Raw genomic sequence first — 23,191 nt, 5'->3', positions numbered from 1 at the left:
TGCGCGCGCCGCCGGGGCGGGCGGCCTGCATGAGCGAACCCACCCTCGGCGTCATCGGCGGAAGCGGACTCTACGAGCTTCCGGGGCTGGCGGACGTCGATCGCGTGCGCCTGCGGACGCCGTTCGGGGAGCCCTCCGACGAGATCGTCGTCGGGCGGCTCGGCGGCACCCGCCTCGCGTTCCTGCCGCGCCACGGCCGCGGGCATCGCCTGCTGCCGAGCGAGCTGCCGTTTCGGGCGAACCTGTGCGCGTTGAAAACGCTCGGCGCCGAGTGGGTGGTGGCGGTGAGCGCCGTGGGATCGCTGCGGGAGGAGATCGCACCAGGACACGTGGTCGTGCCCGACCAGTTCATCGACCGCACGCGCGGACGCACCGAGGAGAGCACCTTCTTCGGGCACGGCGTGGTGGCGCACGTCCAGTTCGCGGACCCGTTCTGCGCGCCGCTGTCGCGCGCGCTGGGAGACGCGGCCCGCGCCCAGGGTGCGACCGTCCACTCGGGCGGCGTGTACGTCTGCATGGAGGGGCCCCACTTCTCGACCCGCGCCGAGTCGAACCTCTACCGGAGCTGGGGCGCGCACGTGATCGGCATGACGAACCTCCAGGAGGCGAAGCTCGCGCGCGAGGCCGAGCTCTGCTTCGCGACGCTCGCGCTCGCGACCGACTACGACTGCTGGCGCCCGGGCCACGAGGACGTGCAGATCGACGACATCCTGCGCGTGCTCGCCGCCAACGTCGACCTGGCGCGGCGGACGGTCGCGGCCGTCGCCGGCCGGCTCCCGGCGCGCAGCGGGTGTGCGTGCTCGCGTGCGCTCGAGAACGCGATCATCACGAGCCGGGACGCGATCCCCGCGGCCGTCCGCCGCGATCTGGCGCCCATCGCGGGGAAGTACCTGTGACGGCGGCGGTCAACGATGGCGCGATCGCGGTCATCGGCTCGGTCGCCTTCGACACGCTCGAGACGCCCGCGGGTCGCGCCGACGACGAGCTCGGCGGCTCCGCCGTCCACTTCGCCGTGGCGGCGAGCTTCTTCACGAAGGTGCAGCTGGTGGCGCCGATCGGCGACGACTTCCCGGCCGAGGCGCTGCGCTACCTCGAGTCGCGGGGCATCGACTGCAGCGGGCTCGAGCGGCGCGCCGGTCGCACCTTCCGCTGGCACGGGCGCTACCACGAGGACATGAACCGTCGTGACACGCTGCACCTGGACCTCGGCGTCTTCGGGGGCTTCCAGCCGCGTGTGACCGACGCCATCCGCCGCGCGCCGTTCGTCTTCCTCGGCAACATCGACCCGACGCTCCAGGGTGGCGTGCTGGACCAGTTCGCGAGCCCGACCCTCGTCGGCCTCGACACGATGAACCACTGGATCGACGAGGCGCGCGCACCGCTGGAGGCGCTGCTCCCGCGCGTCGATCTGCTCGTCATCAACGACGAGGAGGCGCGGCAGCTCTCGCGCGAGACGAACGTGGCCCGTGCCGCGCGGCGCATCCTCGGGCTCGGGGCGAAGAGCGTGCTGGTCAAGCGCGGCGAGTACGGCGCCATCCTCTTCTCGCCCGGCTCGGTGTTCGCCGTGCCGGCGTTCCCGCTCGAGGAAGTCTTCGACCCGACCGGGGCCGGCGACACGTTCGCCGGTGGCCTCCTCGGCCATCTCGCCGCCAGCGGCGACCTCGCGACGCCGAACGTGCGGCGGGCCATCGTCTACGGCAGCGTGCTCGCGTCGTTCGTCGTCGAAGACTTCGGGGGACGTCGCATGCGGACCCTCGAGCGCGATGCGATCGAACAGCGCTATCGCCAGTTCGTGGCCCTGACGGAGTTCTGATCACGTCGTCGCCGCACCTATCGGTCGTGATCCCGCTCTTCAACGAAGAGGAGAGCGTGGACGCGCTCGTGCGCGAGCTCGGGGAGGTGCTCGACGACCTCGGGGAGCCGGCCGAGATCGTCGTCGTCGACGACGGCAGCACGGACCGGAGCTTCGCGCGGCTCGCGGCGCTCCAGGCGGAGGAGGGGCGCCTGCGCATCGTGCGGCTGGCGCGGAACTACGGGCAGACGGCGGCGCTCGCCGCCGGCATCGCGCACGCGCGCGGCGAGCTCCTCGTCACGATGGACGCCGACCGGCAGAACGACCCGCACGACATCCCGCAGCTCCTGGCGGCGCTCGGCGACGACGTCGACGTCGTCAACGGGTGGCGCATCGACCGCAAGGACGGCTACCTGCGGCGCCGACTCCCGTCGCAGCTCGCAAACCGGCTGATCTCGCGCGTCACCGGAACGCGGCTGCACGACTACGGCTGCACGCTGCGGGTCATGCGAATGCCGATCGCAAAGGAGCTGCCCCTCTACGGGGATCTCCACCGCTTCATTCCGGCGCTCGCCGCCGAGATGGGCGCACGCGTCGTGGAGCTGCCGGTGAACCACCGGCCACGTACGGCGGGGCAGTCGAAGTACGGCCTCGGACGCGTCATGCGCGTCGTGCTCGACCTCGTGACCGTGCGGTTCCTGTCCGGGTTCTCCACACGCCCGATCCAGCTCTTCGGCCTCCTCGGCGCACTGTTCACGATCGCCGGCTTCGGCCTCGTGGCGTGGCTCGGCTTCGAGCGCATCGTCCTTCGCACTCCCCTCGGCGGACGCCCCATCGTCCTCCTCGCGCTGCTGCTCGGCATCGTCGGCGTGCAGTTCGTCTCCATCGGACTCCTCGGCGAGATCCTCATGCGCACGTACCACGAGTCGCAGGAGAAGCCGATCTTTCGCGTGCGCGAGATTCGCGACGGCCGCGTGGCTGCCGTGAGCGACGCGGTGGAGCGTTTGCATTGACATCCCGGGAAACCGCAAGTAAGGCTCTCCGCGCATGAAGCTCTGCGTAGTTGGAACGGGCTACGTCGGGCTCGTCGCCGGTACTTGCTTCGCGGAGGGCGGCAACGACGTCATGTGCGTCGACAACGTCGCGGCGAAGATCGAAGCGCTGCGGCGCGGTGAGGTGCCGATCTACGAGCCCGGCCTGGAAGAGCTGATCCGGCGCAACGTCGCCGAGGGCCGGCTCGCGTTCACGACCGACCTGCCGGACGCCGTGCGCAAGAGCCGCGTCTGTTTCGTCGCCGTCGGCACGCCCGAGCGCGAAGACGGCTCGGCGAACCTCTCCGCCGTGCTCGCCGTGGCGCGCGGCATCGCCGAGACGATGGACGGCCATCGCGTGGTCGTGACCAAGAGCACCGTGCCCGTCGGGACGCACCTGAAGATCCGCCACGAGATGGAGCCGATCACGAAGCATCCCTTCGACGTCGTGTCGAACCCGGAGTTCATGAAGGAGGGCGCCGCGATCGAGGACTTCCTGAAGCCCGATCGCGTGGTGATCGGGGCCGCGTCGCCCGAGGCCTTCAAAGTGATGCGCGAGCTCTACGAGCCGTTCGTGCGCACGGGCGCCCCCATCCTCGAGATGGACAACGCCAGCGCCGAGATGACGAAGTACGCCGCCAACGCGCTCCTCGCGACGCGCATCTCGTTCATGAACGAGATCGCGAACCTCTGCGAGCGCGTGGGCGCCGACGTCGACTACGTGCGGCGCGGCATCGGGTACGACCGGCGGATCGGGCATCACTTCCTCTTCCCCGGCGTCGGCTACGGCGGCTCCTGCTTCCCCAAGGACGTGCAGGCCGTCATCCACACCGCGCACGAGAACGGGATGATGTTCCCGCTCCTCAACGCCGTGGAGGAAGTGAACGACGCGCAGAAGCGGCGCCTGGTCGAGAAGATCGTGACCGAGTTCGGCACCGATCTGCGCGGCAAGCGCTTCGCCATCTGGGGCCTCGCCTTCAAGCCGCGCACCGACGACATGCGCGAGGCGCCGGCGCTGACGGTGATCAACGGGCTTCTCGACCACGGGGCCGAGGTCGCCGTGCACGACCCCGAGGCGCTGACGCAGGCGCGCAGCGTCTTCGGCGACCGCGTGACCTACCATCGCGTGAACTACGAGGCGCTCGCCGGCGCCGATGCGCTCCTCATCGTGACCGAGTGGAGCGAATTCCGGCGCCCGGATTTCGATCGCATGAAGTCGCTTCTCAAGCGGCCGATCATCTTCGACGGCCGCAACATCTACGAGCCCGAGGTCATGCGGGAGCACGGCTTCACGTATTTCCCGATTGGGCGCGTCGTCGTCCGGCCGTCGTAGGGCGAGGGGAGGGGCGGCCATGGGACGGGTGCTCATCACCGGCGGCGCGGGATTCATCGGCTCGCACCTCTGCGAGCGCTTCCTGGCCGACGGCGACGACGTGATCTGCATGGACAACTTCCTCACGGGGTCGCCGGACAACATCGCGCACCTGTTCGCGAATCCGCGTTTCTCGTTCATCCAGCAGGACGTGACGAACTACATCTACGTCGCGGGCGCGGTCGACGCGATCCTGCACTTCGCGTCGCCGGCGAGCCCGGTCGACTACCTCGAGAAGCCGATCCAGACCCTCAAGGTCGGCTCGCTCGGCACGCACAAGGCCCTCGGCCTCGCCAAGGTGAAGAACGCGCGCTTCCTGCTCGCGTCGACGTCGGAATGCTACGGCGATCCGCTCGTGCACCCGCAGAACGAGGACTACTGGGGAAACGTGAACCCCATCGGCCCGCGCGGCGTGTACGACGAGGCGAAGCGCTTCGCCGAGGCCATGACCATGGCCTACCACCGCACGCACGGCGTGCAGACGCGCATCGTGCGCATCTTCAACACGCACGGCCCGCGTATGCGGCTCAACGACGGGCGTGTCGTGCCGAACTTCGCGGCGCAGGCGCTCCGCGGCGAGCCCATCACCGTGTACGGCGACGGCTCGCAGACGCGCAGCTTCTGCTACGTGGCCGACCTGGTCGAGGGGATCGTGCGCCTGCTGCGCTCGGACTACGACAAGGGCCCGGTGAACCTCGGCAACCCGACCGAGACGACCATCCTGCAGTTCGCCGAGAAGATCAGAGCGCTCACCGGCTCGAAGAGCGAGATCGTCTTCCGCCCCCTGCCGGTCGACGACCCGAAGGTGCGGAACCCCGACATCACGCGCGCCCGGAAGCTCCTCGGCTGGGAACCGAAGGTGGGCCTCGAAGACGGCCTGCGCAAGACGATCGAGTACTTCAAGGGCAAGGTATGAAGATCCTGGTGACGGGCGGTGCGGGCTTCATCGGCTCGCACGTGGTGGACCTGTGTCTGTCGGCCGGCCACGAGGTCCTGGTCGTCGACAACCTCGCGACCGGGAAGCGCGAGAACCTGAACCCGAAAGCGCGCTTCTTCGAGCTCGACATCCTCGATCCCAAGACCGCCGATCTCATCCGTGCCGAGAAGCCCGACGTCCTGAACCATCACGCCGCCCAGATGGACGTGCGGAAGTCGGTCGCCGACCCGATCTTCGACGCGCGCACGAACATCCTCGGCACGATCGAGCTGCTGAAGGCGGCGCGCGACGCGCAGGTGAAGAAGGTGCTGCTCGTGTCGTCGGGCGGCGCGGTCTACGGCGAGCAGGAGGCGTTCCCGGCGCCGGAGACGCATCCGACCTGGCCCGTGAGCCCCTACGGCGTCTCGAAGCGGGCGAGCGAGCTGTACGCCTACTTCTTCATGAGCGAGTACAAGCTCCCGTTCTGCGCCTTCCGCTACGCCAACGTCTACGGCCCGCGGCAGGATCCGCACGGCGAGGCGGGGGTCGTCGCGATCTTCTCGGGCAAGATGCTGCGCGGCGAGCCCGTCACGGTGAACGGCGACGGCACGCAGACGCGCGACTATGTCTACGTGGGCGACGTCGCGCGTATGAGCCTGCTCGCACTGGAGAAGGACGCGACGGGTCCGGTCAACATCGGCACCGGCGTCGAGACCGACGTGAACCGCCTGGCGGCGCTGCTGCTCGAGGTCTCGGCGAGCAAGAGCGAGGTGCGCCACGGTCCGGCGAAGCCGGGCGAGCAGCGCCGCAGCGTGGTCGACGTCCGGCATGCCGCGGCGGCGTTCGGGTGGAAGCCCGAGGTGCCCATCAAGGACGGGCTGCGTCGCACTGTGGAGTTCTTCCGGCAGAAGCAGGACCGCGACGGCTGACGGCCCGACTTTCGGGTTGACAGGACGTGGTCCCGGAACGATGGTCCCCGTGCATGCATGTCCGCACGGGCACACTCGTGGGCGCGCTCCTCGCCGTCGCGCTCGCAGGACCCGCAGCGTCGCATGCGTCCGGTCGACTCTGTCCGAGCGACAAGGCGAACGCGGCTGGGAAGGAGAGTCTGTGCAGGGCGCGCTGTGACGCCGCCGCGTTGCGCAGCGGCTCTGGCCCCAGCTCGGACTGCCACGATCGATGCCGCTCGAAGCTGGGGCTCGCCTGGGCCCGCGCCGATCGCAAGGGGGACTGCATCGTCGCCGGGGACGAGGGTGCGGTCGCCGACCAGGTCGGCGCGCTCGTCGTCGCGCTGGAGGGTACGCTCGGGCTCGCCGGACGGAGCGCGTGCACGGGCAAGCAGTACCAGTACGCCGGCCGGCGTGCGTCCTGCCGCCTCAAGTGTCACGCGACCGCGATCCGGCAGAGCGTGCCCGTGTCGTCGGCCTGTCTCGACGGGTGTGATCGCTCCTTCCAGGGGCGATGCCTCGGCGCGAACGCCGCGGGCGGATGCCTGGTGCCGGTATCGTGCGCGGGGGTCGCTTCGACGGTCGATGCATTCGTCGACGGGACCGTCACGGCGTTGCTGACCGCCACCACCACGACCACCACGTCGACGACCACGCCGCCGACCTCGACGACCGCGCCCGCGTGCATTGGTTGCGTGGCCGACGGGAACGGGAACGGCGTCCGGGAATGGATGATGGTCGGGGACTCGAACACCACCTTCATCGCGTGCGCGTACCCGATCGTGTTGCAGAGCCGGTACGATCCGCTCGACGTGACCATCCTCGACGAGGGCGATTTCGGATCGTCCGCCGCCTCGTGGGTCGCGGGCGACGTCCTCGCTCCGTTGCTCGCGGCATTCGATCCCGACGCCGTCCTCATCTCCCTCGGGACGAACGACATCGTAGTGGGGACCGCGGAGGCGGCCTGGGCAAACCTGCAACAGCTCTACGATCAGGCGGCGGCCTGGTGTCATGCGAACGGCGACTGCGTGGTGCCGTTCGTTGCGACCGTGCCACCGATCTATTCGCCCCCGGATCCGGTCGACTACAATCCGGAGATCCAGGCGCTCAACGCGCTCATTCGCGCCTCCGTCCCGGCCGAGCGGGTCGTGGACTTCGATTCGTGGATGCCCGCGACGTGGGACGCTTCCGTCATGTGGCGGGACACCGACGGCCGGCATCTCGGCTGCGGCGGCCATGCGATCCGGGCGGACGTCTGCGAGGCCGTTCTCGATCGAACGCCGTAGGCGGTCAGGCGGGACGCGGCAGGGGGAAGGTCAGCAGCGCCGCGACCGGCGCGACCGGATCCGGCTTGCCCGCGAGGACGTTCGCCGCCACCTCGACGACCGCGCGCTCGTGCCTGCCCATGAAGGTCGCGATGCGCGCCGCCTCCGGATCCTCGTCCGCCGACACGAGCGTCGCGAGCTCCAGGTAGCGCGGCAGGTAGTTCGCCTTCACGATCTCCTGGATCGCGCCGAAACGCTCCGCCCAGGGAAGGGCGTTCAGGCCGTCGGCGCCCGACATGCCTCCGGCTCTGCCCTCGGGATCCTCGAGCATCGAGAGGTCGAGTCGCATGAGGAGCGGGCGGATGATCGCCTTGCCCTCGGTCTCGAGCTGGAACAGCGAGCCGAGGACGTATCGCTGCTGAACGTCCTCCGCCTTCCCGAGCATGCCGCCGAACACGGCCTCACCCGCGACCTCGCCGCGATAGACGTCGATCAGGCACTCCCTGAACGCCTTCGTCGCCATGTCGTCACCGCCTGCTGGAGTTCGCGGGTACGCTAGCGCGCTCCTGTCCGCCGACGCAACCGCGATCGCGATGCACGTTAGGGACCAAACGGGTCGCCAGCGTCACACGCGGGACCACGCGCCGATCTCCGATCGCGCGATGATCGCGCTCCCGTTCGCGACGGCCTCGGCGACCATTCGCTCGGCGAGCGTGTCGACGCCGACCTCCGCCGCGGTCGCGACCCCGAATTGCTCCATCGCCGGAAGGAGCGTGCGCGCGACGCTCGCCGCCAGCTGCACGGCATCGGCGCAGTTGACGCCGCTCCCGAGCACGGCCTGGAGTCGCATGGTTGGAACCTGAAGCCCCGCGGCGACGAACACCGAGCCGAGCTTGGCGCCCATGCTGTTGTCGGCGCCGGACGCGCGAATCACCTCGCCGATCCAACGGCAGCACCGGTCGTACGTCGGTGCCGGCGGCGCTGAACGGACACCGTCCCAATCGAGCTCGTGGAAGACGATCGTACCGCCGGGCCGCAGATGGGCGGCGAGACGCCGGAGCATTCCAGCAGGGTCCTGCTGGAACTGCAGGACGTAGCGGCCGACGACGGCATCGAAGGGTCGCTCGAACGTCATCGCGGTCGGGTCGCCCTCGTGGAACGACACGTTGCGAAGGGACCGGGCTGCCGCGCGCTCTCGCGCCGACGCGAGCGCGACCGGAGAGCGGTCCACGCCGACGACCTCACCGGCGCTGCCCACCAGCTCCGCCGCCAGGAATGCGACGTCGCCCGCGCCGCTGCCTACGTCGAGCACGCGCATGCCGCCGGCGAGCCCCGCCTCCTGGAAGAAGGCTCGCGTGATGGGATCGATGAGTCGCGCCTGCGCGGCCAGGCGCTCGATCTCGCGATCGGAATGCCCGAGGACGTATCCGCCCGCATCGCTCAGAGTCTACTCCCGAAGACGCGCCTGACCGGAACGGCATCGAGGTCGACGCCGTCCAGACACCGGACGTTGATACTCCATCCGGAGAACTCGGGTACACCCCCGGCCATTTCCTTGGACGTGCGGTGACGCGGTCGCCGAAACGGCAGGATGCCGCACGTTGGACAGAAGTAGTCTTCGGCCGTGCGCGTGCCCCACTGGTAGAGCGTCAGGTCTTCCAGGGGCGTCAGCAGCCGGAGCCGATCGGCTTCCACTCGATGGATGAGCGCTCCCCGCCGCCGACAGATCGAGCAGTCGCACGACCGGACGTGATCGAGGTCGAGATCGACCTCGAATCGGGTGCGACCGCAGTGGCAGGAGCCGCGATAGGTCGTCACGTGACGGCTTCCAAGAAGCACAGGATGTAGCCGTCGGGATCCTCGACGTAGAAGTCGCGCGCGCCCCAGGGTCTCTGCTCGAGGGCCTTCGTGATCGGCGCCCCGCGACCGACGAGCTCGTCGTGCAGCTCCCGGACCCCGGAGACGGCGAGGTACGCGTCGAGATGGTCTCCGATCGGCGATGGACGCGCTCCGCCTCGAGCTTGGGTGCGCACTTCAGGTGGATGACGGCCCCACCGCGGGACACGCTCGCGTAGAAGTCCCCGTAGACGAAGTCACGCGAGAAGCCGAGGCGCTGCTCGTAGAAGGTGAGCGCGTCGCTCAGCTTCTCGACGAGGAACTGGGGGGCCGCAGCAGTGATCGAGGCCATCGTATACCTCTCCTCGACCCGTCTGACTGAAGATGGTGAGCAGCCAGCGAAGGCCAGGCTGCTGCATCGCCGGGGCTAGACGGTGGTCAACACTTCCCATGCTGCGACGGTAAGCTGTTGATGCACCGGGTGACACAGTCCGGAGTGCATGCGCTGGACCCGTGGTCCGAGACGGATGCCCGCGATCCGCGTGGCGACGATCTCGAAGGCATCAAGCAGTGGCGCCAAGCTTATCTCGGGCGGTGTATGCTCATAGGCGACAACGACGACCGCTTTGCGCTCGTTCCCATTCAGCGTCTGCAGCTTCAAGCAGTCACCGATGACGCTGACGTTGCCCGGGTAGGGGTGGAGGAGGTTCACTGACCAGTTCTCGGCTTCCTTGCCATTGTCCCCGAAGGGTCGAGCGATTTTGAACTCGAGCGCCCACTGTCCGGGGATCAGAAGATCTGGTGTTCGCTTCGTCCGAGCCGAGCCGCCGTAGGCCGGTAGGCCATTGAGGTGTTTCGCGACTGCGCCAACGAGCTGTGGCTCGCCATACGGCCCCACGCCGGGTCGAAACTGTTTAAACCCGATCCCGCAGCCATCGAGAGCGACGAGACCCTCCACAACGTCGTCCACCACCCGCGCGAGTTCCATCCTTTCCTTACCCGCCTAATGTCGGACCGGTTCAACGGCGGAACCAACCGCCGCCCGTTGCCCCTTCGACTTCACCGCTCGAGCACCCCGCTGTTGCGCGCGTCGTGATGATACCGCGGCCACGGCGGCGTCGTCTTCGGGTTCCCCGCGCTCCGCCACACCCACACGTATCCCTCGCGCGTCGTGACCGCGACCACCTGACTGCCCTTCGCGAACTGCTGGCTCACGGTGGGCGACGCGATGATCCAGCCGCCCGTGAACTTCGGCCAGCGGAGCGGCTCGGTTCCCGAGGCGTCGATCGCGTGGACGAGGTAGCCGCCGCTGCCGACGAGGATCTCCGGCACGTCGTCGCCGGAGATGTCGGCGACCGACGGCTCGCCGAGGAAGACCAGGTCGTCCAGCAGGCGGGGGAACGCCACCAGCGACTCGCCGGTCGCGGCGCGCCAGGCGAGGAGGTGCACGTCGTGCGGGAGCTGCTCGGCCGGGAGCTGCGCATCGAGCAGGCGGACGAAGCCCGCGCCGGTCTGGATCCACGCAACCGTGCCGCCGGGCCCGATCGGCGCGAACGTGCCGCTGCCGAGGCTCGGCACCGACGCGAACGGGTCGGTCGTGGGGCTGGCGGCGCCGAAAGTCGCGCGATCGGTCGGCAGCGTACGTGGCTTGCCGGCGGCGTCGGCACCGTAGAACGACGAGCCGTCGGACTGCAGCAGGTATGCGGGCCCAGCGACCGAGCTGATGCCGACCTCGAGCGTTCCGTCGCCGTCGACGTCGGCCATGGACGGCGCGCCGGGCACGCCTTCGATCCACGGCAGCAGCTCGTCGGCGAGGATCGCGGGACGCGCCGGCCAGCCGGTCAGATACGGCCCCGACGGATTCGTCGCGCCCTCGGCATCGTTCATGCCGGCGGCCGGGATCGCGTACACGCGGCCGTTCGCCTGCGAGAGCACGCCGAGGTTGATGAAGAGCGAGATCGTCCCGTTGCCGGCGGCGGCGAAGTTCGGCGCTTCGCGATACTCCTCGTTCGTCCCGACGACGATGACGGGCCTGCCGTCGCCGCGCAGCGGACCCACAGCCGGCGTCGACACGATCTTCGTCCCCTGGAGCGCGACCGCCTGGCCGTTCACGACCTTCGGCGTGACCTTGTGCGAGACGGGATCGATCGCCGCCATCTGCGTGCGGTCGACGACCTGCACCGGCCAGCCGGGAAGCGGAGAGCCGTCCGGACGCCACACGTAGACGTGGCGATCCATCGCCGCGGCGACGATCTCGAGCGTCTTCGGTGTGCTGTCGAGATCGGCGAGCACGGGCGGCGCGACCAGCCCGCGCTGTACGCGGTTGAAGCGGTCGCGCACCGTCCGCGCCGAGAAGCGCGGGTCCGTCGTCACGGGGAAACCCTTCCGGCGACGACCCTTGCGATCCCACACGTAGAGCTTGCCGCCGAGCGATCCGGCCACCACCTCGACGCGGTGGTCGCCGTCGATGTCCGCCGCGGCGAGGCCGTTGCCGAGCGACTCGGCGTAGGTGGGTTGCAGCGCGCCGACGGTAAACGCGTGCGATCCCGTGTGGAGCGGCAGGAGATCGGTCGAGACCGGCCAGCCCTTCATCTCCGTCCCGTCGGGGCGATAGGCGTGCAGGAGGCCGTCCGACGTCGCGACGAGGAGGTTCTCCTTTGCCCGCTTCCCGTGGCCCTTGAGCGCGATGAAGAGGGGCGACGCCTCGCCGCTGCCGCCCAGGCGCACGGGGAAGCCCGGGAGGAGGTCCTGGTCGTGAACCACGTAGACCGTGCGGCGCGATTCGCCCGTTCGCCCCGCATCGTCGACGACGCGCAGGCGCAGCGTGATCGTGAACAGGTCCGGGGTATCGTTCGGCGACGCGGTACCGCTCGGTGCCGTCGACGGGGTGGCGGCGGGGTCGAACGCGCAGGTGGCGGCGGCGTCGGCGACACGCCAGGTCGCGAGGGTCGCTGCACTCAGCGGCGACGTCACGCCCGACGCGCTCGCGATCGGATGGAAGCGGTCTTCGGTTGGCTGGACGCCGCACCCGAACGCCAGCTCGTAGCCGAACGACGTCGCGCGACGCGCCGCCGCCGAGCCCGTGATCGGGACCGCGGGCGTCGACTGCGGATCGAGCGTGGTCCACCAATCGGGCGCGAGCAGGTCGGCCTCCGGCGGGATGTCGCCCATCGCCACGGCGCCCACGGCGTGCGCCGCATGCGCCCGCCCGTAGCCGAAGTACTGGTCCCAGCCGGGCTGGGACGCATAGCGCACGGTGGTCGTGCCCGGGAGCCCGAAAGCGGCCGTCCGGTTCGACGAGAAGTCGATGTCGTCGGCCGTCATCGTGAGGAGCTGGCCGACCTCGTTCGCGGAGAGCGGGTGTACGTTGCCGGTGGGATCGGTGCGGCGCGGCGTGAGCGAGCCGGCCTCGACGGCGTCGAGCGCGGCCGAGACGAGGAGGCCCGCGATGCCCGATCCGCGCCCGGTCGCCTCGGACGAGCACGACGACGACGCGATCGCGACCGCGATGTTGCCGCCGTAGTTCGTGCACCCGTTGAGGAAGAGGAAGGAGTGCGGCGTCAGCTCGATGCCGGACACGTCCGTGAACTTCGTCACCGAGTTGACGGTGATCGTGTGCCGGTTCGCGGCCGGCACGTTGTGGTGGAAGCTCTCCTCGTCCGCCGCCGACGCGATGACGGGTACGTCGCGGCCGTAGGCGTACTCGATCGCGTCGCGCGCGAACTGCGAGTCGTTGACGGCGCCGAGCGCCTCCTGGACGACGTGGGCGCCGCTGTCGACCGCGAAGACGACGGCCTGCGCGAAGTTGTTCGAGTCGGCGATGAAGCTGTCGCCGACCCGCACCGGCATCACCATGCAGTTGGGGCAGACGCCCAGGTCACCGCCGTTGTCGGCCTCGGCGCACGAGTCGCGCGCCTCGCCGGTGCCGTGGCCGTACGACACGTCGTCGAACGGGTCGTTGTCGTCGTCGAGGAAGTCCCACCCTGCGATGTCGTCGACGTAGCCGTTCGTGTCGCCGTCGACGCCGTCGCTGAAGGCGGCGATCAGGTCCTCCGGGTCGATGACGCCGTTGGCGTTCCGGTCGCCGACGCGCGGGTCGGCGGCGTAGTCGGCGGCCGTCAGCACGCCGTCGTCGTCGAGGTCGTAGGGATCGGGGTTGCGCGCGCCGGGCGCAGCCGCGGGCTTCGTCTGGCCCGCCGCATTCTGCGGCAGTGGCAGCTCGTGCCGGTTCACGTGCACCTTGCGGGCGAGATCGGCCATCGCCCCGCGGTCGTCCCATTTTATCCCGGAGTCGAGGACGGCGATCAGCACGTCGGGCCGCCCCGTCGTCACCTGCCAGGCGAGGTCGGCGCTCATGCCCGTGACGCCGAAGAGCTCGTCCGGGCTCGCGTCGATGGCGGGGTCGCCCGACTGGTCGCTGGTGAGCTTCCAGGCGTCGCCGCCGGCGAAGTCCCCGGGACGCGTCGGCGGGACGGTCATGGGGAGGCGGAGGTAGGCGCCGTAGCTCTGGGGAGGGGTGCCGGGAGGCGGCGCCGGGTAGGGAAAGGTGGCGAGCGCCGGCGCGGCGATCGCGAGCAACCCGATGGCGGCGATCGCGAGACGACCCATGCCTGCTTTTCGACGCGACCGGCGCCCGGTTGTCAAGGAAAAACGTGGAGAGCCTGGCGGGGCGCCGCAGGGAGGGCTCGGCGTCCGAATCCGCCGCTCCCGTCTAGCGCCCCGAACCCGGCCGGTGGTAAGCATCCCTAGCGAGTGAGTCTAGCTATCGTGCTCGTGTAGCAGGACATATGACCCTCGATTCGTCGCCACCGCACGCGAACGTCCGGTTGCTGGCGAAGCTCCTGTGCCTGTCGCTCGTCGTGATGAGCGCGCCGGCGCGACCCCGGCGGCCGAAACCGACGCCGTGCCCCGGCGGCCGCTTCACGGTTGCCGGCGAACCGCTGGTGGCGGGCGGCACGCCCCCCGACGCAGATGCGGTCCGGATCACGGGCTCGGAGGTATCGATCGACAGCGGCTGCGCGACGACCGCGTTCCACCGCAACGTGACGCGCGAGGCGACGATCGTCACCGCACGCTGGAAGACCTGCGGCGATCTCCGCAAGGTGCGGCTGGTCGCGCACATCGCCGGCGGGTGCAACGAGATGATGGGGAAGTTCACGGCCAAGCGCGCGCCGCCGCACCACTTCACGGCGACGCTCGCGCCGTGCGGCGACGGCGTGGTCGACGCCACCATCGGGGAAGAGTGCGATCCCGCCGCGACGCCGACCGGATGTCTCGCCGGCCGCCCCTGCAGTAGCGCGTGTATGTGCGGACCCGGAGGCCCCGTCACGACCACCTCGTCGTCGACGCTGGAGGCCACCACGAGCACGACGACCACGGCCACGACCACGAGCACCGTCGTCATCGGATCGACGACGACGAGCTCGACGACCGAGCCCACGACCAGCTCGTCGACCACCAGCAGCACGTCGACGACGACGTCCACCTCGACGACGCTGTCGAGCATTCCGCCACCCGATCCGTCGACGCTCGCGCCGCCGCTGACGCCGACGGCGGTGACGGCGTTCAGCGATGCGACGTCGTTCCTCTACGAGGGGGCGACGCGCGTCCAGGAAGGGATGACGCCGGGGGCCATCGCGCCGGTGCGCGTCGCCGTCCTGCGCGGACGCGTGCTCGACCATGACGGCATGCCGCTCTCCGGCGTCGCGGTGCGGGTCGTCGATCATCCCGAGCTCGGGCGGACGCTCAGTCGGGTCGCGGACGGCATGTTCGACCTCGCTGTCAACGGCGGCGGCAAGGTGCGCCTCGGGTACGATCTCACCGGCTACCCGCGCGCCGAACGTGACGTCGACGTGCCCTGGCAGGACTACGTGATGGTGCCGGACGTGGTCCTGATGCCGCTCGATGCGAACGTGACCGCGATCACGCTGGGTGCCGCGGCGATGCAGATCGCACGCGGCGGCGCAGTGGTCGACGGTGACGGTGCGCGGCAGGCGACGGTGCTCGTCCCCGCTGGGACCACCGCGGACCTCGTCCTGCCCGGCGGCTCGATGACGCCGGCGGCGACCCTGCACCTGCGGGCGACGGAGTATACCGTGGGCGACATGGGCGCGATGGCGATGCCCGCCGTCCTGCCGCCGTCGAGCGAGTATACCTACGCGGTCGAGTGGAGCGCCGACGAGGCGATCGCGGCGGGCGCGAGCGAGGTTCGCTTCAACCAGCCCGTGATCGAGTACGTCGAGAACTTCCTCGGGTTCCCGAGTGGAACGACGGTGCCGCTGGGAATACTCGATCGCGACAAGGGCGCGTGGATGCCGATGCCGAACGGCAGGGTCATCCAGGTCCTCACGACCGACGCGGGCCGTGCGACGGTCGACACCGACGGCGACGGTCAGGCGGATGACGGCGGCGCCCTCGGCATCACCGAGGACGAGCGCGCCGCGCTCGCGTCGCTCTACCAGCCGGGCGTCTTGCTGTGGCGGACGCCGCTGCCGCACTTCAGCCCGTGCGACCTGAACTGGCCCTCGTCGCCGCTTGGCGCGCAGGCGCCGGCGCAGCCGGCGCCGAACCACCCGGGCGGCTCGAACGTCCCGCCCGGCGGAGCGCCGAACTGCGGAACGAGCGGGTCGCTCATCACCTGCGAGACGCAGGCTCTGGGCGAGGACATTCCGATCGTCGGCACGCCCTACCACCTGCACTACTCGAGCGATCGCGTCCCGGGGCGGGTGAGCGACGACACGATCGACGTGTCGGTGACGGGCGGTGCTCTCCCCCCGCTGCTGCAGGGCGTCGAATTGTCGGTGAGCCTCGCGGGACAGGAGGCGACGAGCCTCCTCCCGGCGATGCCGAACCAGCACGTGCCGTTCACCTGGAACCACCGCGATGGCTACGGGCGGACAGTGCAGGGCCGCCAGCCCGTCCATGTCGCCATCGGCTACCGCTATCCCTCCGTCTATACGACCGCCGACGCCTCATCGGTGTCGTTCGCCCAATTCTCCAGCCAGCCCGGCGTCTCCGTCACGAGCAGTCGCGCGCGCCGGGACATCACGGTGACGCAGCACATCGACGACGTCATCGGCTCGTGGGACGCTCGTGCGCAGGCGCTCGGCGGCTGGACGCTCGACGTGCTGCACGCCTACGACCCGGTCGGACGGCGGCTCGAGATGGGCGACGGCCGCGAGCGCAACGCGTCGGCGATCGGAAACACCATCGGCGCGATCATGGGCAGGATCGGGGTGGGCTGCCAAAATCCGGTGAGTCCGTGCGGCGATGGCGGGCCGGCCTCGTCGGCGATCACCCTCAGCGGCGGAGGGGTGGCGGCGGGTCCCGACGGCAGCGTCTACAGCGCCGAGGGATGGCGCGTGCGCCGGATCGGCCCGGACGGCATCGTCACGACGATCGCGGGGACGGGGCAGAATGGTGAGTCCGGCGACGGCGGGCCGGCGCTCCAGGCCACCCTGAACTATGCGAAAAGCGTCACCGTCGGACCCGACGGCTCGGTCTACGTGAGCACCGTCGACTACGGCGGGTTCACCCACCCCGACCACATTCGCCGCATTCGTCCCGACGGTGTCATCGAGGCGTTCGCGGGCTACGGGAGCGGCGGCGATGGCGGTCCAGCGCTCGCGGCCAGCATCGGCATCTACGACGCCAATCTGACCTTCGGTCCCGACGGCAGTCTCTACTTCCCCGACTACGTCGGCCAGCGCGTGCGGCGCATCGCTCCCGACGGCATCATCTCCACCGTCGCGGGGAACGGCGACAACAACTCCTACGGTGATGCCGGGCTCGCCACGAGCGCCGCGTTGTCGAACCCGTTCGCGGTTGCCGTCGCGGCCGACGGGACCATCTACGTGACGGACCACTACACGGTGATCCGCAAGGTCGCGCCCGACGGCATCATCAGCACGCTCGGGGGTGACCAGGACTGTGGCAGCTCCTCCTGCGGCGACGGCGGCCCGGTCGCCAACGCGCATTTCAACAACCCCATCGGGCTCGCGATAGCTCGCGACGGGAGCCTGCTCGTCCTCGAGTCGGCGAAGATCCGTCGGGTGGGCACCGACGGCATCGTCACCACGATCGCCGGCAACGGAACCAACGGCTACATGCAGCCCGGCGACGGGGGGCTCGCGGTGGACGCGCAGTTCTACGCCGTCTACGGCATCGCCGTCGCGCCAGACGGATCGATCCTGCTTCGGGACGAGGGGCGCATGCGCCGCATCACGCCGATCACGCCTGGCTTCTCGGGCGCCAACCAGCAGGTGATCGCGTCGGACGACGACCGCGAGCTCTACGTCGTCGACGGGCAGGGCCGGCACCTCCAGACGATCGACGCCTTCACGGGCGCCGCGTTGCTCTCGTTCACCTACGACGGGGCCGGTCGACCTGTGGGCATCACCGACGTCGCGGGCCGCGTCACGACGATCGAGCGCGACGCGAGCGGCGCACCGACGGCCATCGTCGCGCCGAGTGGCCAGCGCACGATGCTCACGACGAACGTCGAGGGGTGGCTGACGCAGGTCGTGGCGCCCGGCGGTGCCACGACGCATCTCACGCCCGCGCCCGACGGGCTCCTGGCGACCCTCGTCGATCCGAACGGCGGGACACACGCGTTCGCCTACGACGCGGAAGGGCGTCTCGTCGCCGACGCGGATCCGGCAGGGGGAATGCTGACGATCGCCCACACCGAGACGGCGAGCGGGTTCTCCGTTCACATGGCGAGCGCCGGCGGTCGCACGCGCGACTTCACTGTCGAGGCCAGTCCCACCAGCACGCATCGCGCGGCCACCGACGGCGGCGGCGCGACCGCCGACATGGTGGGAACGCCGGGGAGCCGAACGCTGACGCTCGCCGACGGCTCGGTCGCGCACCTGACGCTCGGTCCCGATCCACGCTTCGGCATGCAGGCGCCGATCACGACCCACCTCGGCATCACGACGCCGGGCGGTCTCAACGTGACGCTCGACGCGAAGCGGACCGCCGTCTTCACGCAGGCGGCGAACCCGGCGACGCTTCAGTCGCTCACGCACACGGTGACGCTGAACGGCCGCGTCTACCAGAGCACCTACAGTGCGTTCACGCACGTGACGACCGCGACGACTCCCGCCGGGCGACAGATCTCGACCGAGATCGACGCGGCGGGGCGGGTCGATCAGGGCCGGCTCGGCATCCTCCAACCGGTCCTCCTCGGTCGCGACTCGTCCGGTCGCCTCGCCACCGTGCGGCAGGGGACGCGAACCCTCACCCTGGACTACGGCACCGACGGGTTCCTTGCGACCATCACCGATCCGTTGCAGCAGGCAACGAGCTTCACCTCGGACGCGGCGGGAAACGTCCAGCAGTGGACGGAGCCCGACGCCCGCATGATCGGCTTCACGCACGACCCCGTCGGGAATCTCCTCTCGGTGACGCCGCCGGGAGGCTCGCCGCACGTGTTCACGTACACGCCCGTCGACCGGCTCGCGACCTACGCGCCGCCCACCGTTCCGGGGACGGGGACCACGGCCTACACCTACGACCTCGATCGCCACCCGACGCACCTCGCGCGTCCGGGCAGCTCGACGATCGACCTCACGTACGACGGCGCGAGCCGCCCGGTGACGGTCGCGATCGATCGCGGGACCTACACGCTCGCGTACGACGGCAGCGGGGCCATCGCGAGCGTGACGGCCCCCGGCGAGACGCTCACGCGCACACACGATCTCGACGGTGCGCTGCTCGTCTCCGAGACCTGGAGCGGGGACGTCGCGGGCAACGTCACGCGCACGTGGAACAACGACCTCCACGTGGCCAGCACGTCGGTCGCCGGCCGACCGGCGGTGGCGCGGACATACGATCTCGACGCGCTCCTGACCGGCGCAGGAACGGAGACGCTCGCACGCGATCCGCAGGACGGCCTCGTCACGGGCACGACCCTCGGCGTGGTGACGACGGCGCACGCGTACGATTCGTTCGGCGATCCGTCCGAAGACACGGCGAGCGTTTCGGCGGGCCCCGTGTGGGACGTCACCTATGCGCGCGATGGCCTGGCACGGGTGACCGAGCGGGTCGAGACACGAAGCGGGGTCGCGGTCACGAGCGACTACGCCTACGACGCGGCCGGCCGCCTGACCCAGGTCCAGCAGGACGGCACGCCGGTCGCGACCTATACTTTCGACACCAATGGGAACCGAATCACCTTTGCAGACGGCGTCGTCGGAAGCGTCGCGGCGACGTACGACGCGCAGGACCGCTTGCTGACGCTCGGGACGGACACGTACTCGTACAGCGCCGCCGGCGAGCTCGCGAGCGTGACCCACGGCATGGCGATGACGACCTACACGTACGACGCGCTCGGCAACCTCGTGAACGTCGTCCTCCCGGGCGGCTCGCAGATCGACTACGTCATCGACGGTCTCAACCGCCGCGTCGGCAAGAAGGTCGACGGCACGCTCGTGCAGGGCTTCCTCTTCGACGAGCGGCGGCGCGTCGTCGCGGAGCTGGACGGTACGGGAGCGGTCCGAAGCGAGTTCGTCTACGGCAGTCGCAGCTACGTGCCCGACTACCTGATCCGGGCAAGCGACGGCGCGACCTTCCGCATCGTCGCCGATCAGCTCGGGAGCCCGCGCTTCGTGATCGACGCGGCGACCGGCGTGGTGGTCCAGGAGCGTCGCTACGACGCGCTCGGCCGGATCGCGTTCGACTCGGCGCCCGGCTTCCAGCCCTTTGGCTTCGCGGGCGGCCTCTACGACGGCGACACCGGCTTCACGCGCTTCGGCCTGCGCGACTACGACGCACGGACCGGCCGCTGGACGGCCAAGGATCCGGCGGGCTTTCTCGGCGCCGACACGAACCTCTATGGGTACGTGCTCGGCGATCCGGTGAATGCGATCGATCCCGAGGGACTCTTCGCCAAGGAGGCGTCCAACTTCATCGCCGGCTTCGGCGACGCCCTCAGCCTGGGTCTCACGAAGTGGATCCGCGACATGTGGGAGGAGGCCTTCCAGCTCGGACCGACCGTGAGCCCCTGCTATCCTGGCTACTATACGGCGGGCAAGGCGGGCGGGACGCTCTACGGTTTGGCCCTCGGCGGCGCGCTCGCGGAGAGCGGCGCCGTGGGTGAAGGATCGCGTCTGAGCGAGCTCGACTGGGAGGGGATCGCGCGGCGCACGGCGAACAGCAGGGGCGTCTACAGGGGCGACATCTATCTCGGCGCCCCGCGGTGAGCGACGCAACGCCGGGGAACGGTCGGCCCTCGATTCGGGATCGCTCGGATAGTCGAAGCGCACCGTCAGCTTGCGCCGGTAGTCCCAGGAGCGATCGCCCGGGCGCGCGCTTGCGGAGAAACGACGCGGCCCGTAAGTTTCCTCGGCTTGGACACCGCCCACATCCGCAATTTCTCCATCATCGCCCACATCGACCACGGGAAGTCGACGCTGGCCGATCGGCTCCTCGAGACGACGGGCACGGTGTCCAAGCGGGAGATGTCGTCGCAGTTCCTGGACGACATGGACCTCGAGCGCGAGCGCGGGATCACGATCAAGGCGCGCTCGGTCCGCCTCGGCTATCGGGCGCGCGACGGCCAGGACTACGTGCTGAATCTCATCGACACGCCCGGCCACGTCGACTTCACCTACGAGGTGTCGCGCAGCCTCGCGGCCTGCGAGGGGGCGATCCTGGTCGTCGACGCCACGCAGGGCGTCCAGGCCCAGACCCTCGCCAACGTGTACCTCGCGCTCGATCACGACCACGTGATCGTCCCGGTCCTGAACAAGATCGACCTCCCGAGCGCCGAGCCGGATCGGGTCCGGCAGGAGATCGAGGACACGATCGGCCTCGACGCTTCGGGCGCCATCCTCGCCTCGGCCAAGGAGGGCATCGGCACCGAGGACATCCTCGAGGCGATCGTCCGGGAGATCCCGGCGCCCAAGGGCGACCCGGACGCGCCCCTCCGGGCGCTCATCTTCGACTCCTGGTTCGACCCGTACCACGGCGCCGTCAGCCTCGTGCGCGTCGTCGACGGCGTGCTCGCCAAGGGCGAGCACATCCGCCTCATGGCCGTGGGCAAGGAGTTCCTGGTGACGCGCCTGTGCGTGCTCGCGCCGCGCGCGGTCGAGGTCGACCAGCTCGGGCCGGGCGAGGTCGGCATCCTCTCGGCGGCGATCAAGGAGGTCGCGGACACGAAGATCGGCGACACCGTGACCGACGCGGAGCGGCCGGCGGCCGCGCCGCTGCCGGGCTTCAAGCCCGTGAAGCCGATGGTGTTCGCGGGGCTCTATCCGGCCGAGTCGGCGGACTACGAGAACCTGCGCGACGCGGTCGAGAAGCTGCGCCTGAACGACTCCTCGTTCACGTACGAGCCGGAGACGTCGCTCGCGCTCGGCTTCGGATTCCGGTGCGGGTTCCTCGGGCTCCTCCACATGGAGATCATCCAGGAGCGCCTCGAGCGCGAGTTCGAGCTGACGCTCATCACGACGGCACCGACGGTCGCGTACCGCGTCGTCAAGACGAACGGCGACGCGATCATCATCGACAGCCCGGCCAAGCTGCCGTCGCCGATGGAGATCGATCGGATCGAGGAGCCGTACATCCGCGCCACCATTCACCTGCCGACGGAGTTCCTCGGCAACGTCCTCCAGCTCTGCCAGGACCGCCGCGGCGAGCAGAAGGAGATGAAGTACCACGGCCAGACGCGCGTCATGGTAACGTACGAGCTGCCGCTCTCCGAGATCGTCATGGACTTCTACGACAAGCTGAAGTCCATGACGAAGGGCTACGCGTCGATGGACTACGAGTACCTGGATTTCCGCCCATCGAACCTCGTGAAGCTGGAGCTCCTCATCAACGGCGATCCGGTCGACGCGCTCTCCGTCATCGTCCACCGCGACAACGCCTACGTGCGCGGCCGCGACCTCTGCTCGCGCCTGCGCGGGCTCATCCCCCGGCAGATGTTCGAGATCGCCATCCAGGCCGCCATCGGCGCCAAGGTGATCGCCCGCGAGACCGTCAAGGCGATGCGCAAGAACGTGACCGCCAAGTGCTACGGCGGCGACATCACCCGCAAGCGCAAGCTCCTCGAGAAGCAGAAGGAGGGGAAGAAGCGCATGAAGCAGGTGGGCCGGGTGGAGATTCCGCAGGAGGCGTTTCTCGCCGTGCTGAAGGGTGGCGAGTGACCGGGCCTTCCTCTATGATTCGGCTCCATGCCCGTGCGTGATGGTCGAGCCACCGAGGTGGCCGCGGTGGCGCCGCCCGTCATCCGCTCGAAGTCGACGGTCCGCGAGCTGGCTGAAGCCCTCGCCGTCGCCCTGCTGCTGGCGATGGTCATCCGGACGTTCATCGTCCAGGCCTTCAAGATTCCGTCCGGCTCGATGCTGCCGACCCTCGAGATCGGCGACCACATCCTCGTCAACAAGTTCATCTTCGGGCCGCGCTTCGAGATCCCGCTGACGCAGATCTCGCTCGGCCAGCTCCCGGGCCTGCGCGAGCCGCGCGTCGGCGACGTGGTCGTGTTCATCTGGCCGAAGGACCGCTCGAAGGACTTCATCAAGCGGGTGGTCGCGGTGGCCGGACAGACGATCCAGGTGGATGGCGAGAAGCTGATCGTCGACGGCAAGGTCCAGCCGGACCCGCACGCACACTTCAGCGCGCACCACACCGACTTCGGCCCCTTCACGGTGCCGGCCGGGCACGTGTTCGTCATGGGCGACAATCGCGACCAGAGCTACGACTCGCGCTTCTGGGGCCCGGTCCCGATCGAGGACATCAAGGGCCTGGCGCTCGTCATCTACTGGTCGTGGGGCGGCGACAGCTGGGTGCGCTGGGATCGCCTCGGCCGCCTCGTCAACTAGGGCGCCGACCCAAGACCAAGTCTTGGGTCGGGGAGGACGCGAGAATGTCGCGTCCGTGGCACGCGCGACCGGTATGCCGCGGCCAGCGAAGCTGGCGCGGCAAGGCGAGGTACGCTCGCTTCGCAGGTGCGTGGGACCTCGTCGCCGATGCGTCCACGGTGGGTCGGGAGCCCGATTCCCCTTTACGGCCGGGGTGTCTCTGTGTT

16 protein-coding genes are annotated in these 23,191 nt (G+C 69.7%); 10 read left to right on the top strand and 6 right to left on the bottom strand.

Going from position 1 to position 23,191, the window contains the following annotated elements; genetic code table 11:
* The first annotated feature begins 29 nt into the window (after window positions 1–29).
* From mtnP to VMS22_06560, 7 genes are read left to right on the top strand one after another with little or no spacing between them, the layout of a single operon-like run.
* The gene (mtnP, locus tag VMS22_06590) at window positions 30–896 is read left to right on the top strand and encodes an S-methyl-5'-thioadenosine phosphorylase (protein HXJ33694.1); all 867 of its coding nucleotides are present in this window, start codon (window positions 30–32) and stop codon (window positions 894–896) included.
* The gene (locus VMS22_06585; GenBank protein HXJ33693.1) at window positions 893–1,813 is read left to right on the top strand and encodes a PfkB family carbohydrate kinase; all 921 of its coding nucleotides are present in this window, start codon (window positions 893–895) and stop codon (window positions 1,811–1,813) included. Before mtnP ends, VMS22_06585 begins: the two co-directional genes overlap by 4 nt.
* Window positions 1,810–2,805: a glycosyltransferase family 2 protein gene (locus tag VMS22_06580; protein ID HXJ33692.1), complete on the top strand. Its 996-nt coding sequence runs from the start codon at window positions 1,810–1,812 to the stop codon at window positions 2,803–2,805. The genes VMS22_06585 and VMS22_06580 overlap by 4 nt, the downstream gene beginning before the upstream one ends.
* A gap of 34 nt (window positions 2,806–2,839) precedes the next feature.
* Complete coding sequence (locus VMS22_06575; GenBank protein HXJ33691.1) at window positions 2,840–4,156, top strand: UDP-glucose/GDP-mannose dehydrogenase family protein; 1,317 nt, start codon at window positions 2,840–2,842, stop codon at window positions 4,154–4,156.
* A 19-nt stretch (window positions 4,157–4,175) separates the two neighbouring features.
* Window positions 4,176–5,111, top strand: a complete 936-nt coding sequence (locus VMS22_06570; GenBank protein HXJ33690.1) for a UDP-glucuronic acid decarboxylase family protein — start codon at window positions 4,176–4,178, stop codon at window positions 5,109–5,111.
* A complete protein-coding gene (locus VMS22_06565; protein ID HXJ33689.1) occupies window positions 5,108–6,040 on the top strand; it encodes an NAD-dependent epimerase/dehydratase family protein in 933 nt (310 codons plus the stop codon). Before VMS22_06570 ends, VMS22_06565 begins: the two co-directional genes overlap by 4 nt.
* A gap of 53 nt (window positions 6,041–6,093) precedes the next feature.
* Window positions 6,094–7,344 carry an SGNH/GDSL hydrolase family protein gene (locus VMS22_06560; protein HXJ33688.1) on the top strand — a complete coding sequence of 417 codons (1,251 nt, stop codon included), beginning with the start codon at window positions 6,094–6,096 and terminating at the stop codon, window positions 7,342–7,344.
* A 4-nt stretch (window positions 7,345–7,348) separates the two neighbouring features.
* On the opposite strand, the gene VMS22_06555 is transcribed toward VMS22_06560, so the two are convergent.
* The 6 genes from VMS22_06555 to VMS22_06530 all read right to left on the bottom strand — a co-directional run bounded on the left by VMS22_06555 (window position 7,349) and on the right by VMS22_06530 (window position 13,767).
* Window positions 7,349–7,846: a hypothetical protein gene (locus VMS22_06555; protein HXJ33687.1), complete on the bottom strand. Its 498-nt coding sequence runs from the start codon at window positions 7,844–7,846 to the stop codon at window positions 7,349–7,351.
* Window positions 7,847–7,948: 102 nt separating this feature from the next.
* Window positions 7,949–8,713, bottom strand: coding sequence for a methyltransferase domain-containing protein (locus VMS22_06550; GenBank protein HXJ33686.1), 765 nt, complete (start codon window positions 8,711–8,713; stop codon window positions 7,949–7,951).
* A gap of 50 nt (window positions 8,714–8,763) precedes the next feature.
* Window positions 8,764–9,141, bottom strand: a complete 378-nt coding sequence (locus VMS22_06545) for a GFA family protein (protein ID HXJ33685.1) — start codon at window positions 9,139–9,141, stop codon at window positions 8,764–8,766.
* Window positions 9,138–9,356, bottom strand: coding sequence for a VOC family protein (locus VMS22_06540; protein ID HXJ33684.1), 219 nt, complete (start codon window positions 9,354–9,356; stop codon window positions 9,138–9,140). Before VMS22_06540 ends, VMS22_06545 begins: the two co-directional genes overlap by 4 nt.
* A gap of 230 nt (window positions 9,357–9,586) precedes the next feature.
* A complete protein-coding gene (locus VMS22_06535) occupies window positions 9,587–10,147 on the bottom strand; it encodes a hypothetical protein (protein HXJ33683.1) in 561 nt (186 codons plus the stop codon).
* A gap of 71 nt (window positions 10,148–10,218) precedes the next feature.
* Window positions 10,219–13,767 carry a S8 family serine peptidase gene (locus tag VMS22_06530; GenBank protein ID HXJ33682.1) on the bottom strand — a complete coding sequence of 1,183 codons (3,549 nt, stop codon included), beginning with the start codon at window positions 13,765–13,767 and terminating at the stop codon, window positions 10,219–10,221.
* A gap of 179 nt (window positions 13,768–13,946) precedes the next feature.
* Here VMS22_06530 and VMS22_06525 point away from each other — a divergent pair, with 179 nt between their 5' ends.
* The 3 genes from VMS22_06525 (at window position 13,947) to lepB (ending at window position 22,985) form a co-directional block, all read left to right on the top strand.
* Window positions 13,947–20,363 (top strand): RHS repeat-associated core domain-containing protein, encoded by a 6,417-nt coding sequence (locus VMS22_06525; GenBank protein ID HXJ33681.1) that lies wholly within the window; start codon window positions 13,947–13,949, stop codon window positions 20,361–20,363.
* Window positions 20,364–20,510: 147 nt separating this feature from the next.
* A complete protein-coding gene (gene lepA, locus VMS22_06520) occupies window positions 20,511–22,310 on the top strand; it encodes a translation elongation factor 4 (GenBank protein ID HXJ33680.1) in 1,800 nt (599 codons plus the stop codon).
* A gap of 27 nt (window positions 22,311–22,337) precedes the next feature.
* The gene (lepB, locus tag VMS22_06515) at window positions 22,338–22,985 is read left to right on the top strand and encodes a signal peptidase I (GenBank protein HXJ33679.1); all 648 of its coding nucleotides are present in this window, start codon (window positions 22,338–22,340) and stop codon (window positions 22,983–22,985) included.
* The last annotated feature ends 206 nt before the right edge of the window (window positions 22,986–23,191 follow it).

This window comes from Candidatus Eisenbacteria bacterium, assembly GCA_035577985.1.
Lineage (GTDB): Bacteria > Desulfobacterota > Binatia > DP-6 > DP-6 > DATJZY01.
The sequence above is the reverse complement of the archived record's forward strand: the minus strand, read 5'-3'. Positions and strand labels throughout refer to the sequence as shown.

Bases quoted from the DNA above. Each gene is read 5' to 3' on its own strand.
- VMS22_06575 (HXJ33691.1), top strand. From the start codon at position 2,840: ATGAAGCTCTGCGTAGTTGGAACGGGCTACGTCGGGCTCGTCGCCGGT.
- VMS22_06535 (HXJ33683.1), bottom strand. From the start codon at position 10,147: ATGGAACTCGCGCGGGTGGTGGACGACGTTGTGGAGGGTCTCGTCGCT.
- VMS22_06565 (HXJ33689.1), top strand. From the start codon at position 5,108: ATGAAGATCCTGGTGACGGGCGGTGCGGGCTTCATCGGCTCGCACGTG.
- mtnP (HXJ33694.1), top strand. From the start codon at position 30: ATGAGCGAACCCACCCTCGGCGTCATCGGCGGAAGCGGACTCTACGAG.
- VMS22_06570 (HXJ33690.1), top strand. From the start codon at position 4,176: ATGGGACGGGTGCTCATCACCGGCGGCGCGGGATTCATCGGCTCGCAC.
- VMS22_06555 (HXJ33687.1), bottom strand. From the start codon at position 7,846: ATGGCGACGAAGGCGTTCAGGGAGTGCCTGATCGACGTCTATCGCGGC.
- VMS22_06525 (HXJ33681.1), top strand. From the start codon at position 13,947: ATGACCCTCGATTCGTCGCCACCGCACGCGAACGTCCGGTTGCTGGCG.
- VMS22_06560 (HXJ33688.1), top strand. From the start codon at position 6,094: ATGCATGTCCGCACGGGCACACTCGTGGGCGCGCTCCTCGCCGTCGCG.
- lepB (HXJ33679.1), top strand. From the start codon at position 22,338: ATGCCCGTGCGTGATGGTCGAGCCACCGAGGTGGCCGCGGTGGCGCCG.
- VMS22_06530 (HXJ33682.1), bottom strand. From the start codon at position 13,767: ATGGGTCGTCTCGCGATCGCCGCCATCGGGTTGCTCGCGATCGCCGCG.